This window comes from Phenylobacterium sp. (genome assembly GCF_028290885.1).
Taxonomy (GTDB): Bacteria; Pseudomonadota; Alphaproteobacteria; order Caulobacterales; family Caulobacteraceae; genus Phenylobacterium.
In genome coordinates this window covers 27,521-43,709 of sequence record NZ_JAQGIZ010000027.1, presented here as the reverse complement: position 1 = coordinate 43,709, position 16,189 = coordinate 27,521, and the positions used below count along the sequence as shown (strand labels likewise).

The 16,189-nt window shown below is 70.1% G+C and carries 12 protein-coding genes; 6 read left to right on the top strand and 6 right to left on the bottom strand.

The genetic code is table 11. The features are described 5' to 3' along the window. On the bottom strand, window positions 1–621 hold a 621-nt coding region (locus tag JWP28_RS02205; RefSeq protein WP_299539509.1), incomplete at its 3' end, for an ATP-binding cassette domain-containing protein. Between the two features lie 310 nt (window positions 622–931). On the opposite strand from JWP28_RS02205, the gene JWP28_RS02200 reads away from it, so the two are divergent. Further along, window positions 932–1,114, top strand: coding sequence for a CsbD family protein (locus tag JWP28_RS02200; RefSeq protein WP_299539507.1), 183 nt, complete (start codon window positions 932–934; stop codon window positions 1,112–1,114). A gap of 177 nt (window positions 1,115–1,291) precedes the next feature. On the opposite strand, the gene JWP28_RS02195 is transcribed toward JWP28_RS02200, so the two are convergent. Beyond that, window positions 1,292–1,990 carry a response regulator transcription factor gene (locus JWP28_RS02195; protein ID WP_299539506.1) on the bottom strand — a complete coding sequence of 233 codons (699 nt, stop codon included), beginning with the start codon at window positions 1,988–1,990 and terminating at the stop codon, window positions 1,292–1,294. Further along, a complete protein-coding gene (locus JWP28_RS02190) occupies window positions 1,987–3,528 on the bottom strand; it encodes a DUF4118 domain-containing protein (RefSeq protein ID WP_299539504.1) in 1,542 nt (513 codons plus the stop codon). Before JWP28_RS02190 ends, JWP28_RS02195 begins: the two co-directional genes overlap by 4 nt. Window positions 3,529–3,684: 156 nt before the next feature. Here JWP28_RS02190 and JWP28_RS02185 point away from each other — a divergent pair, with 156 nt between their 5' ends. From JWP28_RS02185 to JWP28_RS02175, 3 genes are all read left to right on the top strand, one after another. Beyond that, window positions 3,685–5,601 (top strand): potassium transporter Kup, encoded by a 1,917-nt coding sequence (locus JWP28_RS02185; protein ID WP_299539502.1) that lies wholly within the window; start codon window positions 3,685–3,687, stop codon window positions 5,599–5,601. Window positions 5,602–5,670: 69 nt separating this feature from the next. Continuing rightward, a complete protein-coding gene (locus tag JWP28_RS02180; protein WP_299539500.1) occupies window positions 5,671–7,275 on the top strand; it encodes an amidase in 1,605 nt (534 codons plus the stop codon). Window positions 7,276–7,489: 214 nt separating this feature from the next. Next, window positions 7,490–8,707, top strand: a complete 1,218-nt coding sequence (locus JWP28_RS02175; RefSeq protein ID WP_299539498.1) for a glycosyltransferase — start codon at window positions 7,490–7,492, stop codon at window positions 8,705–8,707. Here the strand turns inward: JWP28_RS02175 and JWP28_RS02170 are convergent. The 3 genes from JWP28_RS02170 to JWP28_RS02160 form a co-directional block, all read right to left on the bottom strand. Beyond that, entirely contained in the window at window positions 8,704–9,930 is a 1,227-nt protein-coding gene (locus JWP28_RS02170) for an acyl-CoA dehydrogenase family protein (RefSeq protein WP_299539496.1), read from the bottom strand. The two genes, JWP28_RS02175 and JWP28_RS02170, sit on opposite strands and share 4 nt — an antisense overlap. A gap of 17 nt (window positions 9,931–9,947) precedes the next feature. Then, window positions 9,948–11,078: an acyl-CoA dehydrogenase family protein gene (locus JWP28_RS02165; protein ID WP_299539493.1), complete on the bottom strand. Its 1,131-nt coding sequence runs from the start codon at window positions 11,076–11,078 to the stop codon at window positions 9,948–9,950. 92 nt (window positions 11,079–11,170) lie between these two features. After that, a complete protein-coding gene (locus JWP28_RS02160) occupies window positions 11,171–11,410 on the bottom strand; it encodes a hypothetical protein (RefSeq protein ID WP_299539491.1) in 240 nt (79 codons plus the stop codon). A 142-nt stretch (window positions 11,411–11,552) separates the two neighbouring features. On the opposite strand from JWP28_RS02160, the gene pepN reads away from it, so the two are divergent. Further along, on the top strand, window positions 11,553–14,183 hold the full coding sequence (gene pepN, locus JWP28_RS02155; RefSeq protein ID WP_299539489.1) for an aminopeptidase N: 2,631 nt from the start codon (window positions 11,553–11,555) through the stop codon (window positions 14,181–14,183). A 175-nt stretch (window positions 14,184–14,358) separates the two neighbouring features. After that, the gene (locus JWP28_RS02150; RefSeq protein WP_299539487.1) at window positions 14,359–16,149 is read left to right on the top strand and encodes an ATP-binding protein; all 1,791 of its coding nucleotides are present in this window, start codon (window positions 14,359–14,361) and stop codon (window positions 16,147–16,149) included. The last annotated feature ends 40 nt before the right edge of the window (window positions 16,150–16,189 follow it).

Here is a 16,189-nt window from a genome sequence, read left to right as displayed (position 1 = left end):
GAAGCTCTCCAGGTGGTGCTGCAGCCAGGCCACGCTCTCGGCGTCCAGGTGGTTGGTGGGCTCGTCCAGCAGCATCATGTCGGGCTTCGACAGCAGCAGACGGGCCAGCGCCACGCGCCGCCGCTCGCCGCCCGACAGCTTGTCCACTGGCCAGTCGTTGGGCGGACAGCGCAGGGCGCCCATGGCCATCTCGATCCGGCTGTCGATGTCCCAGAGGTCGCCGGCGTCCAGCTTTTCCTGGAGCCCGGTCATCTCCTCCATCAGTTCGTCGCTGTAGTCCTCGCCCAGCTTGGCGGCGATGGCGTTGTATTCGTCGAAGAGCTTCTTCTCCTCGCACCAGGCGATGACGTTGCCCCAGACGTCGAGCTGGTCGTCAAGCTTCGGCTCCTGCTCCAGGTAGCCACGCTTCACGCCGTCGGCAGCAAAGGCCTCGCCGGTGAAGTCCTTGTCGATGCCGGCCATGATCTTCAGCAGGGTCGACTTGCCCGAGCCGTTGACGCCCACGACGCCGATCTTGGCGTCCGGATAGAACGACAGCCAGATGTCCGAGAAGGTCTTCTTCGGCGCGCCGGGGAAGGCCTTGGTCAGGCCTTGCATTTGATAGATGTATTGCTGCGCCATGGGGCGTCCGCACCGCTCGATCGAAGTGATTGGGGATTCGAGGCGTGCAGATAGCGGGGGCGGCGCCCATGCGCAACGCCGGGGCGACAATCGCTCCCCTTTGTGCAGGAGGGATCAGGCCCAGGCTTGCTTCTGGGTGCTCCCCGTGTCGCCGGCCTTGGCCACGACGCTCGGCCCACCCGGCCTTCGACGCCCTGCTCGACCGGACGGTCCGCGCGACGGCCTGAAGCTCGGCCGGAACCCCGAGCCGCGTTCCGCGTACTCATCGCAACGAGGCCGATTCGGCCTGACGAAGCGAAGGAGTGCTCCCATGCACAAGGACGAGATCAAGGGCGCCGCCAAGGACGCCAAGGGTTCCGTGAAGGAAGGCCTGGGCAAGGCGACCGGCAACGACCGCATGGCCGCCGAAGGCGCCTCGGAGCGGGTCGCCGGCAAGGTCCAGAAGGGCGTCGGCTCACTCAAGGACGCCGCGCGTAACGCCCTCAAGCGCTAGAAGCTCAGGCGCGCCCCGTCCCCCGAGCGACGAGACCTAAAGCGTCCCCAACGGAACGCCTTCCCGTCGTTTGACGCGGGCGCCTTTCGAGGCCAAGGGCCGCGCTGCCTGGCGCGGCCCTTGTTGCCTCGGGCGTAGGGGGCCGCGCTGCCTGGCGCGGCCCTTGCTGCGTCGGCTTCAGGGCGCGACGGCGGCGAGCCGGTAGCCGACCCCGGGCTCGCTGACCAGCAGCAGCGTCCCACCGGCGCTGCCGAGCTTCTGGCGCAGCTGGCCGATGTAGACCCGCAGGTACTGGATGTCGGCCCGCTCGCTCCCCCAGACCGCGCGCAGCAGGCCCTTGTGGCTCACCGTGCGGCCGAGGTTCACAGCCAGTTCGGCCAGGAGGTCGTATTCCTTCGGCGACAGCTTCAGGGCCTCCCCGGCCTTGGTGACCAGGCGCGCGCCCAGGTCGATCTCGACATCGCCCGTGCGCACCACGGGCGCGGAGCCCCTTGCCTGCACCGCGTGCCGCAAGCCCGCCCGCAGGCGCGCCAGCAGCTCCTCCACCCCGAACGGCTTTTGCACATAGTCGTCGGCGCCCAGGTCCAGGGCCTCGACCTTCATCGCCTCGGCGTCGCGGGCGGAAAGCACCACGATCGGCGTCTGGCCCTTGGCGCGGATCTCGGCGATCACGGTCAGCCCATCGCGATCCGGCAGGCCCAGGTCCAACAGGACGAGATCCGGCGCGTAGTGGGCGAACCAGCGCAGACCCTCGGCGGCCGTGCGCGCGGTCACCGGGCGGAAGCCCGCCGCCTTGAGGGTCGCGGCCAGCGCCGCATTGAGGCTCGCGTCATCCTCGACGACCAGCACCGTAGCGGGGTCGGCGGCGTCGGTCATGCCGGCTGGGCGACCGCCCTGGCGAGCGGCGCCGACAGCCGCACGCGCGCGCCCTTGCCGCCGGCCAGGTTCTCGGCCTCGACCTGGCCGCCTTGGGCCTCGAGGAAGCCACGGGCGATCGACAGCCCAAGTCCGGTCCCCGGCGGGCGGCCATCGCCGGCCACGCCGCGGGAAAACTTCTCGAACATCGGCTCGATGGCGTCCGGGAAACCCGGGCCCTGGTCTTCGACCTCGATCCAGCCGGAGCCCGCGCCGGCGCCGCTGCGGAGCCAGATCTTCGAGCCGGCGGGGGCGTACTTGCCGGCGTTCTCGAGCACGTTGGCGAGCGCGCTTTCAAACAGCGATGCGTCGACCATCAGCGGAGGCGCGTCGGGGCTCACCTCATTGAACACCACCCGGCCGGAGAGCGCGCCGGCCGCGCTGCGCAGGGCTTCGGCCGCCAACTCCGCGGGCTCGACGGCCGCCGTCTTCACCACCACGGCGCCAGCGTCCAGCCGGTTCATGTCCAGCAGGTTGCCAACCATCGCCGACAGCCGGGCGGTCTCGGTCTCGGCCAGCGTCAGCAGTTCGGCGCGGGTCTTGGCATCGTGCGTCTTTCCGAACTTCTGCAGGCTCTGCAAGGTGAAGAGCACCGTGGAGAGTGGTGTCTTGAGGTCGTGCGAGACGGCGGCCAGCAGGTCGGCCTTCAGGCGCTCGCTCGCCACCTCCACGCGGCTGTCCAGCACCTGGGCGGCATAGGCCTCGCGGTCGAGCGCCACGGCGAGGTAACCGCTGACGATCTCCACCAGCCGCTCGGGGTTGGCAGGCCGTCCGTCCTCACCGAGCGAGATCGTCACGCCGATCACCGCCTGCTGGCGCTGCGGCGTCACCACTGGCCAGAAGTCGTAGGCGGCGCCCTCCACGGGATAGGCCCCGCCGCGGGTGGGCATGCGCGCGGCCAGCGCCCAGCCGGCGGCTTCCTGGTCCGCCGCCGAGAGCTCCCCGCCGCCGGCCTGTGCGGCCACGGCGAGCTCGGCCTCTCCCTGCAGCAGCACGACCGAAGCGGCCTGGAAAAGCCGCGCCAGCGCCGCCGCGCAGGCCTGCGCCGCCCCCGTATCGCCCTTCGCGGCGACCAGGCTCTGGGCCAGGGCCTGCAGGGCGGTCGCCTGGTCGGCGGCGTTCCACGCCTCCACCGCACGGCGCCGCGACTGGGCGGCGACCGCGCTGACGATGGCCGCAGTGATCAGCAGCAGCATGAGCGCCCACAGGTTCGCCGGCTCGGCGACGTCCAGGCTGTAGCGCGGCTCGATCAGGAAGAAGTTGAAGGTCAGCAGACCGGCGACGGCCGCCGCCAGCGCGGGTCCCCAACCGAAGCTCACCGCGGCGATCACCACCGGCAGGACGAAGATAAGCGACAGGTTTGGGATCGTCTGCACGCGGTCGACGAGCACGGCGGCCAGGGTCGCGGCTGCGACCATCGCCAGCGACAAGGCGTAGGCCGCAGCAGGGTGCAGACGCTCGTGGCGCTGCTCGGCATGGCGCTCGGCGGAAAGGCTCATCGCGGGCCTCCAATCGCAGCTCGACGGTGGCAAAGAAGGCCCCTCGACCGGGCCGATGCAAGGATTTCAGCCCCCAGCCCCCACAACCACATGGGATTCTTATGTGGTCCGGCGCGACAAGCATCCTCCGATAAGCTGCACGGTCCCTGCCTCCCAATGTCCGCCGCCACCGCTGAGTCCAGCGACGTCCCGAGCCGCCCCGCGCCCAGCCTGCGTGGCTTCATGGGCCTGGCCTTGGGCTCGGCGGGCGTCGTCTACGGCGACATCGGCACCAGCCCGCTCTATGCCTTCAGGGAGTCCATTTCCCACGTGGCCCGCGTCGGCGGCCGGGTCGCTGAGGGAGACGTCATCGGGGTCATCTCCCTGATGCTCTGGACGCTGATGGTGATCGTGACGTTGAAATACGTCTGGATCCTCATGCGCTTCGATAACCGCGGCGAAGGCGGGACCCTGTCGCTGATGGCGCTCGTCCAGAAGGCCGGCGGCCGCGCCTCCGGCGCGATCCTGGTGATCGGGATGATCGGGGCCGGCATGTTCTTCGGCGACGCCATCCTGACGCCGGCGATCTCGGTGCTCTCGGCTGTGGAAGGGTTGAAGGTCGTCCACGGTCTCAGCGGCCGGATCGACGCCTTTGTGGTGCCGCTGGCGCTAGCGGTGCTGGTCGCGCTGTTCGTCGTGCAGAAACGCGGCACAGGCGGTATCGGGCGCTGGTTCGGACCCATCTGCCTCGTCTGGTTCGCGACCATCGCCGCGCTTGGACTGATGGCCCTGACCCGCGCGCCCCAGGTGCTGGGCGCGCTCAATCCCGTGCCCGGCCTCGCGCTTCTCGCCCACCACCCGAAGATTGCGCCCGCGATCCTGGGCTCGGTCTTCCTCACCGTCACCGGCGCTGAGGCGCTCTACGCCGACATGGGCCACTTCGGGCGCAAGCCCATCCAGTTGACCTGGGTGGTCCTGGTCTTCCCCTGCCTGATCGCCAACTACCTGGGCCAGGGCGCCCTGGTCCTGGCCGACCCAAGCGCCCTGGAAAATCCGTTCTTCCACCTGGCCCCGGCCTGGTTCCAGCTGCCCCTGGTGGCCCTGGCGACCGCCGCCACGGTGATCGCCAGCCAGGCGGTGATCTCCGGCGCCTTCTCCATGACCCAGCAGGCCGTCCAGCTTGGCCTGCTGCCGCGCCTCACCCTCAAGCCGACGTCGGAGTCGCAGGTCGGCCAGATCTATGCGCCGCAGATCAACTGGATCCTGCTGCTCGGCGTCGCGGCCCTGGTGCTCGGCTTCCGCTCCTCGGATGGCCTGGCCAGCGCCTACGGAGTCTCCGTGGTCGGCGCGATGATCACTTCCTCCATCCTCGCCGTCGTCGCGATCCATCGGCTCAAGCGCAGGCCGATCTGGCAGGCGGCGCTGGCCTTCTCGCCTTTCCTGGCGGTTGAGGCGGCCTTCCTGGTGGCCAACCTGACCAAGGTCGCGCACGGCGGCTACATCCCGCTCCTGATCGCCTCGGGGTTGATCTTCCTGATGTGGACCTGGATGCGCGGGGTGCGGCGGGTGTCGCGGGCGGAGCAGAGCGACCTGACGCTGGCCGACGTCCTGCCGATGCTCACCCAGCGGCCGCCGCTCCGCGCTCGGGGTGCGGCGGTGTTCCTGACCGCCGACCCCAAGTCCGTGCCCGCCGCCCTGATGCACAACCTCAAGCACAACCAAGTGCTGCACGAGCAGATCGTGCTGCTGACCGTGAAGGTGGCGCGCCGGCCGCGCGTGCCGGACGCCGAGCGTGTCGAGGTCAGCGACCTCGCCCCCGGCTTCAAGGGCATGACCCTCTCCTTCGGGTTCATGGAGACCCCCAACGTCGCCAAGGGCATGACGCTGGCCCGGGCCAAGGGGCTGAAGTTCGACATCATGCGCACCTCGTTCTTCCTCAGCCGCCGTACCCTCCTGCCCCGGCGGAGCGGTGGGCTTGGCCACCTCGCCGACGTGCTGTTCGTGTTCCTGGCCCGCAACGCCGTGCGCACCGCGGACTTCTTCCAGATCCCGCCGTCACGGGTGGTGGAGCTGGGCTCCCAGGTCGCGTTCTAGCCGAGGTTGGCGGCTGGCGTTTTCCGTCCGGGTCGGCTCTCATGCCCCGGTCGGAATCGGGGGACGCGTATGTTCAGGGAACTCACCGTCGCCGCGGCGCTCGCCGCGACGGCCGCCGGCGCCCACGCCCAATCCAAGGCGCAGCCGCCCGGCCCGTTCGCGTCGGGCGCCGACCAGCAGGCGGCGATGACCGCGGGGACCCTGACGTCCGAGGCGCTGGTTCGCCAGGACCTGGCGCGGATCGCCGCCCTCGACAAGGCTGGGCCGCGGCTCAACAGCGTCATCGCGCTCAACCCGCACGCGCTGGCCGACGCCCGCAAACTCGACGCCGAGCGCAAGGCCGGCCACGTGCGCGGACCGCTGCACGGCATCCCAGTGCTGCTGAAGGACAACATCGAGTCCGCCGACGGGACCGCGACCACCGCTGGCTCCCTGGCGCTGAAGGACAATGTCACCGGCCGCGACGCGCCCATCGTCCGCCGCCTCAGTGACGCGGGCGCGGTGATCCTCGGCAAGGCCAACCTTTCGGAGTGGGCAAACTTCCGCTCGACCCGCTCAGTCAGCGGTTGGACGGCGATCGGCGGCCTGGTGCGCAATCCCTATTCGCTGGACCGCACCGCCTGCGGCTCCAGCGCAGGGTCCGGCGCGGCGGTGGCCGCCGGCCTGGTCACCGGCGCCATCGGCACGGAAACGGACGGTTCGGTCACCTGCCCGGCCGCCGCCAACGGAGTCGTGGGGCTGAAACCCACCGTCGGCCTCGTCTCGCGCACCTATGTGGTGCCGATCTCGGCGGAGCAGGACACCCCGGGGCCGATGACCCGCACGGTCGCCGACGCCGCCGCCATGCTGAGCGTCATCACCGGCTCGGACCCGGCCGACCCGTGGACCAAGGACGCCGACGCTCATAAGGTCGACTACCTGGCGGGCCTCAGGCCCGACGCCCTGCGGGGCGCGCGGATCGGCGTGTTGCGCATGACCGCCGGCCGCTCGCCGCAGACCGACGCGGTGTTCGAGGAGGCGCTGGCGGCGCTTCGCAAGGCGGGCGCGGTACTGGTGGAGGTGCAGGGGCCGGACGAGGCGGCCATGAACGCCATCGGCGCCAACGAAGGCGAGGCCCTGCGCATCGAGTTCAAGGCCGCGCTCAACAGCTACCTGGCCGCGACGCCGGGAAAGGTGAAGACCCGCTCGCTCGATCAGCTGATCGCGTTCAACGCGCATGAGCCGCGGGAGACGCCGCTGTTCGGCCAGGAGATCTTCGAGCAGGCGGCAAAGGCCCCGCCGATGACCGACGAGGGCTACCTGCAGAAGCGCGCCGCCGCCCGGACGGCGACCCGCGCGGCGCTGGACAAGATGCTGCAGGACAACAGGGTCGAGGCCCTGGTCGGCCCCTCGACCGGCCCGGCCTTCATCGTCGACCCGATCAACGGCGCCCGCAGCCTCGGCTCCTATTCCACCCTGCCCGCGGTGTCGGGCTATCCGCACCTGACGCTGCCGATGGGCAATGTGTCCGGCCTGCCGGTGAACCTCTCGCTGATCGGCCCCGCCTGGTCCGAAGCGCGGCTGCTGGCCCTCGGCTACGCCTTCGAACAGGCGACGCACGCGCGGATCGATCCGCAGTTCCTGCCCAGCTTCGGCGCACGGCCGGAGGTCGCAAAGGCCTATGATCCGCATTGAGGGGCTTGCCGAGCCGGGGTTTCGCCCCAATCTGAGCGTGAAGCTTCAGCATCCCTAAAATAAAGGCGCCGGTCCTCTGGCCAAGCTTTGGAAAAAATCGGCAAGCCGGAGCGCCCTGGCGCGGCAGCGGGAGCGGGATCGAACGGCCGCCCTGTTCGTTGCCTCTTCCGCGCGGCCCTCTATCATGGGTTTCGAGGACAGGAGGGCCGAGCGCTTGTTCGACGTCGCGACGCCGAAGCCAGATCCGCTGCCGCGCCCCGACCCCGGCGCCGCGCTGACCACCGCCGGTCCCGACTTGAGCTTCCACCTCATCGATACGACCATGATGTATGCGCCGCGCTCCGGCGGGGTGAAGCGTTACCTGACCGCCAAGCGCGCCTGGCTGGGGACCCGCCGCCCGGACATCCGCCATACCCTGGTCGTGCCGGGCGCCGCCACCCGCGTCGAGGAACCTGGTCTCTACACGGTCTCCGCCGCCAAGCTGCCGTTCGGCGACGGCTACCGGATGCCCGCCAGCCCGACCAAGTGGGCCGCCGTGCTGCGCCTGCTGGACCCGGACATCATCGAGGCGGGCGACGTCTTCGTGCCGGGCCACGCGGCGATGGACGCGGGCGACGCGCTCGGCGTTCCCGTGGTGGGCGTCTGCCACACCGACGCCCCGACGCTGGCCGCCCTGCACCTCGGCGACTGGGCCGAACAGCCCACCTTCAACTTCTGGGCCCAGGCCTATCAGCGCTTCGACCACGTGGTGGCGCCCAGCCGCCATACCGCCGCGCGCCTGGCCGAGGCCGGGGTCCAGCGGGTCAGCGTCCACCCCCTTGGCGTCGACACCGGGCTCTTTCATCCGAGCCGCGGCGACCGCCAGGCGCTGCTCAAGCGCCTCGGGTTCCCCGCCGATTCCCGCCTGCTGGTCTTCGCCGGCCGTCCGGCGCGGGAGAAGAACATCGACTCCATGGTCGCCGCCGTGGAGATGCTCGGCGATCCCTACCGCCTGGTGCTGATCGGGGCCGGCAAGGACGCTCGCTACAGCTCCCGCGTGGCCTGCATCGACTTCGAGCGTGCGCCCGAGCGGCTGGCCGGCGTCATCGCCAGCTGCGACGCCTTCCTGCACGCCAACGAGAACGAGATCTTCGGTCTGGTGGTCCTGGAGGCCATGGCCGCCGGCCTGCCGGTGATCGGTCCCAACAAGGGCGGAGTCGGCGAGCTGCTGGACCTGAGCGTGGGCCAGCTCGCCGCCGCGGTCGATCCGGCGACCCTGGCCGAAGCGGTCGAGGCGCTCTTCGCCCGCGACATGGACGCGCTCAAGCTCGCCGCCCGCCGCCGCGCCGAGACCCGCCACAGCTGGGACCACACCTTCGAAGGCCTGACCCGGCTCTACGTCCAGCTCCTCGGCCGCAGCCCTCGCCGTGCGCCACTGAGGTTGAGCGCCTAGCGCCCCGTCGGCATGTCCTTGAAGGCCACGTCCTTGTCGACGCGGATGTCGCCGGGCAGGCCCAGGACGCGTTCGGCGATGATGTTCTTCAGGATCTCGTCGGTGCCACCGGCGATCCGCAGGCCCGGCGCGAACATCAGCGAGGAGTGGAAGGCCGCCTGCAGCGGGGCCAGCTCCGGGTCGTTGATGATCCCGTACTGATCCAGCATCTCGACCGCCGTGTTGCCCAGGTCCTGCATCTGCAGGGCGGTGACCACCTTGCCGATCGAGCTTTCCGGCCCCGGCGTCTGGCCGCGCGACAGCGCCGTCATCGTCCGGTTGCGGGTGTGCTTCAGCCCCTCGGTCGCCACGTACCAGTCGGCGAGCTTCTCGCGCAGCGCCTGGTCCTTGATCGCCGGCGCGCCGTCCAGGCCGGTGATGTTCCGCGCCGCCTCCAGGAACTGCGCCCATCCGGTCCCGGACGGCCCGCCGACCGCCAGCCGCTCGTTCATCAGGGTGACGAGGCTCACCTTCCAGCCGTCGTCGACCGCCCCGATCCGCTGGCTGTCCTTGACCCGCACATCGGTGAAGAACACCTCGTTGAACCCGGACCCGCCGGACATCTGGTGGATAGGCTTCACGTCGATGCCCGGGTCGTGCATGTCGACCCAGAACATGGTCAGGCCCTTGTGCTTGGGCGCGTCGGGGCTGGTGCGGCACACCACGATCCCGAAGTCCGAGAACTGGGCGCCCGTCGTCCACACTTTTTGGCCCGAGATCAGCCAGTCGCCGGAGCCGTCCGGTGCGCGCGCCGCCTTGGTCCGCGCCGCCGCCACGTCCGACCCGCCGGAGGGCTCGGAGAACAGCTGGCACCAGATCTCCTCGCCGCGCAGGGCGGGGCCCACGAACCGCTGCTTGGTTTCGTCGTCGGCAAAGGTCATGACGGTCGGCACGCACATGCCCAGCCCGATCTGGAACGGATTGCCCGGGACCGGATACCTGGCCTCCTCCTGATTGAAGATGACCTGCTGGATCGGCGTGCCACCGGCGCCGCCCCATTCCCTGGGCCAGGTGATCTGCGCGTAGCCGGCCGCGGCCTTCCTGGCCTGCCAGGCCTTGGAGGCGGCCATGCCGTCCCCGCCCTCGGGATCGCCGCCGGCGCTCGCCTTGGGGGCGTTGGCGTCGAGCCAGGCCTTCACCTCGGCGCGGTAGGCGGCTTCTTCGGGGCTGTCGTTGAAGTCCATCGCTCTCGCTCCGTGTCTCAAGCCGCGTTGCGCCGTTCGAGGTGGCTGACCAGCCGTTCTTTCCAGACCCTGGGCGCGCCGGCCACCAGGCCGAGCTGGCGCGAGCGCCGGTAATAGAGGTGGCAATCCATCTCCCAGGTGAAGCCGATGCCGCCGTGGGTCTGGATGTTCTCCTTCGCGGCGAACCAGAAGGCCTCCGAGGCCGCGATCCGCGCCGCGCTCGCCGCCAGCGGCGTCTCCGGCGCGTTGGTGTTGAGCGCCCAGGCCCCGTAGTAGGCGTTGGAGCGGGCCAGCTCGTTCTTGATGTAGATGTCGGCAAGCTTGTGCTTGATCGCCTGGTAGGAGGCGATGACGCGCCCGAAGGCGTAGCGCTCCAGCGCATAGGCTTTGGCCATCTCCAGGCACTTGTCGGCCCCGCCGCACTGCTCGAAGGCCAGCAGGATCGCGGCCCGGTCGAAGATCTGCTCGACGAGTTCCAGGCCGACGCCAGCCTCGCCAACGCGGCGGGCAGGGGCGTCCTTGAAGGCCAGCTTGGCCGCGTCACGGGTCGGATCGAGCGTCTTCAGCGCCTCGCGCGTCACGCCGGCGCCGTCCAGGTCGACCAGGAACAGGCCGGGCTTGCCGTTCTCCTTGGCCAGCACCAGCGCGACGTTGGCGATGTCACCGTCGGTGACGGGAAGCTTGACGGCGCTCAGCCGGCCGTCGGTGACGGTGGCCTTCAGGGTGGCAGCCGTCGTGGGGCCGGGGCCTTCGGAGGTGGCGATGGCGCCGATGATGGCGCCGGCCGAGATCTTCGGCAGCAGGTCGGCTTTCTGCTCGTTGTCGCCGGCCAGCATGATCGCCTCGGCCAGGAAGTAGACCGTCGAGGCGAAGGGGATCGGGGCCACCGCGCGGCCCAGCTCCTCGGCGATCACGCAGAGCTCCAGGTGGCCGAGGCCCAGGCCGCCGTATTCCTCGGGGATCGCCGCGCCCAGCCAGCCCTGCTCGGCGACGGACTTCCAGAGCGCGGCGTCATAGGCCTTGCCCCCCTTGTCGGACACAGCGGCGTCCAGCACGCCGCGCACGCGCGCCGCCCCGCAGTTGGCGTCGAGGAACTTCCGCGCCTCGGACTTCAGGAATTTCTGGTCGTCGGAAAAATCGAAGTTCATGCGCGCCTGTCCCGCCGGTTGGCCCGGCTTGCGAGGTTTCCTCGGGCAGGCAGCATACGCGCAGGCGTGGGGGTGGAAAGCGTGACCTCGCGTCAGGCGCCTGGCTGACGGTCGCCGATGTTGAAGACGCCCCGCGTGGAAACCCGGCCCACCATCCGGCCGCCTTCCCAAAGCTCCGCGATCTGTCCTCTGACGGCGGCGAGTTCGGCCAACGCCCCAGCGGTCCTGTCGTCAGGCGCTTCGAAGGCCTGGCCCAGCTGTAGCCGGCCGTCAGAGCCTACGATGTAGATCCGATATGCCTTCACCCGTCCGCCCCCCGGCGCAGGTCGCATGGTAAACGCTCCATGCGTCCCGTCTGTCAGCTACCTGACCTCGGGCCAAAAAGCCCTCGTTGTCCCTGCACAGGCGAATGTCTGGATGCGGCCTGACCGGTCCGCATTGGCGCCGGCGGGCCCGAAGGACTAGATGCAGGCCATGCGCACAGACACGCCCCAGCCCATCCGGCTCGCCGATTACCGCCCTCCCGCCTTCCTCGTGGACGAGGTCCACCTCACCTTCGACCTCAAGCCCGACGCCACCCGCGTGAAGGCCAGGCTGCAGGTCCGCCGCAACGGCGAGCACGCCGAGCCGCTGAAGTTCAACGGCGAGCGGCTGAGGGCCATCTCCGTGGCGGTCGACGGCAGGCTGCTCGCCGAGGGTGAGCGGACCATCGACGGCGAGTTCCTGACCATCCCGAATGCGCCGGACGCCTTCACCCTAGAGACCGAGGTCGAGATCGACCCCGAGGCGAACAAGGCGCTGGACGGACTCTACATGTCCGCTGGCCGGTTCTGCACCCAGTGCGAGGCCGAGGGCTTCCGCAAGATCACCTTCTGGCCCGACCGGCCGGACGTGCTGTCGCGCTTCACCGTGCGCATCGAGGCCGACAAGGGTTTCCACCGCCTGCTCGCCAACGGCAACCTGATGGAGAACGGGCCCTTGCCGGGCGGCCGCCACTATGCCGTCTGGAACGACCCCTTCCCGAAGCCCTGCTATCTGTTCGCCCTGGTGGCCGGCGAGCTCGACGTCCTGGAGGACAGGCTCGTCACCATGACCGGCCGCACGGTCGACCTGAGGATCTATGTCGACCCCGGCATGGCCCCGCGCGCCGCCTACGCCATGGACGCGCTGAAGCGGGCCATGAAGTGGGACGAGGACACGTTCGGCCGCGAGTACGACCTCGACCTCTTCATGATCGTCGCGGTGCGCGACTTCAATTTCGGGGCGATGGAGAACAAGGGGCTGAACATCTTCAACTCCTCGCTGCTGCTGGCCGACCCCGCGACCGCCACCGACATGGACTTCGAGCGCATCGAGAGCGTCGTGGCCCACGAGTACTTCCACAACTGGACCGGCGACCGCATCACCTGCCGCGACTGGTTTCAGCTGTGCCTGAAGGAAGGCCTCACGGTGTTCCGCGACCAGAGCTTCTCCGCCGACCAGCGCGGCCACGCCGTCCAGCGGATCAAGGACGTCAAGCAGCTCAGGGCCCGGCAGTTCGCCGAGGACCAGGGCCCGCTCGCCCACCCCGTGCGGCCCTCCAGCTACCTAAAGATCGACAACTTCTACACCGCGACCATCTACGAGAAGGGCGCGGAGGTGATCCGCATGCTGAAGACCCTGATCGGGCCTGAAGCCTTCCGCGCCGGCATGGATCTCTACTTCAAGCGCTGGGACGGCCACGCCACCACAGTCGAGGAATTCATCCGCTGCTTCGCCGAGGTCACCGACCGGGACCTCTCGGCCTTCTTCGCCTGGTACGAGCAGGCCGGCACGCCGAACGTCAGCCTCTCCAGCCGCTACGACGAAGCCCGCCGCGAGCTGGAACTCGAGCTGGTCCAGGAGACGGCGCCGACGCCCGGCCAGCCGACGAAGCGTCCCCTGCCCATTCCCGTCACCGTCGGCCTGCTGGACGGCGACGGCCGCACCCAGGCCTTCCTGCGTGACGGCCAGGCGCTGGACGAGACGGTGATCGTGCTCGACGGCGCGCGGACAAAAATCAGACTGACCGGCGTCGATGAGCGCCCCGTCGTCTCGGCGCTCCGCGGCTTCTCGGCCCCGGTGAAGCTCACGAGCAACGCCGAGGCGCGGGACCGCTACATCCTCCTGGCCGGCGACCCGGACCTGTTCAACCGCTGGGAGGCCGGGCAGGAACTGGCGCGTGCTCTGATCCTCGGCCGCGCCACCGGCGAGGCCGACGAGGTGGGCGAGGAACGCTATGCCGAAGCCGTGGGCCGCGCGCTCGCCGACCAGGCCGCAGATCCAGCCTTCAAGGCGCTGCTGCTGAGCCTGCCCTCCGAGCCGGACCTGGCGCTGGCCATGAGCCTGGCCGACCCCGCAGCGATCCATGAGGCGCGGGAGGCCCTTCGCGTTCGCCTCGCGCTGCATCTCTCCGAGGAGCTGAAACGCCTGCACGCCGGCCTGCAGGAGATCGGCGAGTTCTCCCCCGACGCGGCTGGCGCCGGCCGCCGCGCGCTGCGCAACGCCGCCCTCGACCTGATGGCCGCCAACCCGCGCTCCGAAGTGGGCGAGCTGGCCTATGGCCACTACGAGGCGGCCGCCAACATGACCGACGCCATCGGCGGGCTCTCGGCGCTGACTGTGATCGGCGGCGAGATCTACGAGCAGGCGCTGGCCGACTTCTACGCGCGCTGGAAGGACGAGCCCCTGGTCATCGACAAGTGGTTCGCCGTGCAGGCGCGGGACCCCGACGAAGGCGCGCTCGGCCGCGTCCTCGGCCTCACCGCCCACCCGGCTTTCGAGGCCAAGAACCCCAACCGCCTGCGCGCCCTGGTCTCCACATTCGCGAACTTCAATCCGGTGCGTTTCCACGATCCGAGCGGGGCGGGCTACCGCTTCCTCGCCGACCAGATCCTGGCCACCGATGGCTTCAACCCGATGACCGCGGCCAGGCTCGTGGAGCCGCTCGGCGGCTGGCGGCGTTACAAGCCGGCGCTCGGCGCCCTGATGAAGGCCGAGCTACAGCGGATCCTCGCCGCCCCGGGGCTTTCCAAGAACGTCTTCGAGCTGGTCAGCCGCGCCCTGGCCGAGGACGACGAAGCCTAGCCGTAGGGAGACAATTCGCCGCTGAATGACGGTGACGCCGTTTACTCTTCCCGCGTAGACTCAAGGCGGATCGGGGTGATTTGCTTTGCAACCGGAGGAGCAGCGGGCCTTGGCCGCGGGCGACAGCGAGAGCGCGGCCACGTCGCGGTCGGCGGACAGGTCCGCTGACCTGGCGATGGCGAAGCCGCCCACGCAGCGCTTTGCCCGGATCGCCATCCTGGCCGCCCTGCTGCTGCTCGCGATCTACACCGGCCTCGCGGTCACGCGGCTGTTGCGCGGCCCTCAGAGCCCCGCCGAACAGCTCGCCTCCCTGCTCGTACCCCTGCTGGTGGCCTTCGCGCTCGGCCTCCTGCTGCTGGCGGAGTCGCGTCGGGTCGAGCGGGCCCACGCGGCCTACAGCGACAGCGAGCAGCGCTTCCGCCTGGCCGTCGAGGCCGCCCGCTGCGGCATCTGGGAATGGGACCTGGCGGCCGACAAGATCTTCATGTCCGACGTCACCGCCGCGCTGTTCGGCTGGCGGGGCGGCGTGGTCGACGGCCAGCAGGTGCTGGAGCGCGTCTCCGAAGGGCACCGCGACGGCCTGCGCGAGGCGCTGGGCGCCGCGGCGGTCTACGGCGGCTTCGACGTCTCCTTCCGCGTCCCCAGCCTGACCGGCGGCCGGCCGGTGTGGATCGACGCGCGCGGCCAGGGGTTCGGCAAGAGCCCCGACGGGGGCTACGCCCGGATCATCGGCGTCGCCCTCGACGTCACCGAGGAGCGCCTGGCCCAGGCCCGCGCCCAGGCCGCCGAGACCCGCCTGCGCGACGCCATCGAGAGTGTCTCGGAAGCCTTCGTGCTCTGGGACCGCCAGGGCCGGCTTTTGATGTGCAACAAGAACTACCGCAGCTTCTTCCGCCTGGAGCCCCACGTCCTGAAGCCGGGCATCGCCCGCGAGGAGCTGGAAGTCCACGCCAAGATCGCCATGCGCCAGGAGTTCCCGGCCGTGGGGGACCGCAAGGGGGTGCGCGAGGCCGAGCTGGTGGACGGCCGCTGGGTGCAGATCTCCGAGCGCACTACCGCCGAGGGCGGCCTCGTGGTCACCGCCGCCGACATCACCGCGCTGAAGGCCCAGGAGGAGGCCAGCCGCCTCAACGAGGAGGAGTTGCGCCGCGTCGTCGTCAACCTGGAACGCAGCCAGGAACAGCTGTCGGAGCTGGCCCGCAAGTACGAGGCCGAGAAGGTCCGCGCCGAGGGCGCCAACCAGGCCAAGAGCGAGTTCCTGGCCAACATGAGCCACGAGCTGCGCACGCCACTGAACGCCATCAACGGCTTCTCCGAGATGATGGCCGCCGAGATGTACGGGCCGCTGGGCGACGGCCGCTACCGCGACTATGCGCGCGACATCCTGAACTCCGGCCAGCACCTGCTGGCGCTGATCAACGACATCCTCGACATGTCGAAGATCGAGGCCGGCAAGATGAACCTGCGCTTCGAGCCGGTGTCCTTGGATGACGTCGCCGAGGACGCGCTGCGGCTGGTGCGCAATCGCGCCGAGGCGGCCGGCCTAGCGCTGCGGCTCGACTTCAGCGACCTGCCCGAGGTCGAGGCCGACTACCGGGCCGTCAAGCAGGTGCTGCTGAACCTGCTCTCCAACGCCATCAAGTTCACGCCGCGCGGCGGCATGGTCACGGTGCGCGCCGAGCGCCGCGACGACCCCCTGGGCGAGCGGGTGCGGATCAGCGTGCAGGACACCGGCATCGGCATCCCGCCCGACGACCTGGCGCGCCTCGCCCGGCCTTTCGAGCAGATCGAAAGCCAGCACGCCAAGACCCAGCAGGGCACCGGCCTCGGCCTGGCCCTCACCAAGGCCCTGGTGGAAATGCACGGCGGCCTGCTCGACCTGCGCAGCGCGCCGGGCCAGGGCACGAGCGCCACCTTCTCCCTGCCCGTGCGCCAGAGCGCTCCGGCCATGGCGCAGGTGGGCTAGGCCCAATCAGGCCTTTCGGCAGAAGGCCGCCGACCGGCCG

Coding starts and splice junctions, on each gene's coding strand:
- JWP28_RS02200 (WP_299539507.1), top strand. CDS start 932: ATGCACAAGGACGAGATCAAGGGCGCCGCCAAGGACGCCAAGGGTTCC.
- JWP28_RS02195 (WP_299539506.1), bottom strand. CDS start 1,990: ATGACCGACGCCGCCGACCCCGCTACGGTGCTGGTCGTCGAGGATGAC.
- JWP28_RS02190 (WP_299539504.1), bottom strand. CDS start 3,528: ATGAGCCTTTCCGCCGAGCGCCATGCCGAGCAGCGCCACGAGCGTCTG.
- JWP28_RS02185 (WP_299539502.1), top strand. CDS start 3,685: ATGTCCGCCGCCACCGCTGAGTCCAGCGACGTCCCGAGCCGCCCCGCG.
- JWP28_RS02180 (WP_299539500.1), top strand. CDS start 5,671: ATGTTCAGGGAACTCACCGTCGCCGCGGCGCTCGCCGCGACGGCCGCC.
- JWP28_RS02170 (WP_299539496.1), bottom strand. CDS start 9,930: ATGGACTTCAACGACAGCCCCGAAGAAGCCGCCTACCGCGCCGAGGTG.
- JWP28_RS02165 (WP_299539493.1), bottom strand. CDS start 11,078: ATGAACTTCGATTTTTCCGACGACCAGAAATTCCTGAAGTCCGAGGCG.
- JWP28_RS02160 (WP_299539491.1), bottom strand. CDS start 11,410: ATGCGACCTGCGCCGGGGGGCGGACGGGTGAAGGCATATCGGATCTAC.
- pepN (WP_299539489.1), top strand. CDS start 11,553: ATGCGCACAGACACGCCCCAGCCCATCCGGCTCGCCGATTACCGCCCT.
- JWP28_RS02150 (WP_299539487.1), top strand. CDS start 14,359: ATGGCGAAGCCGCCCACGCAGCGCTTTGCCCGGATCGCCATCCTGGCC.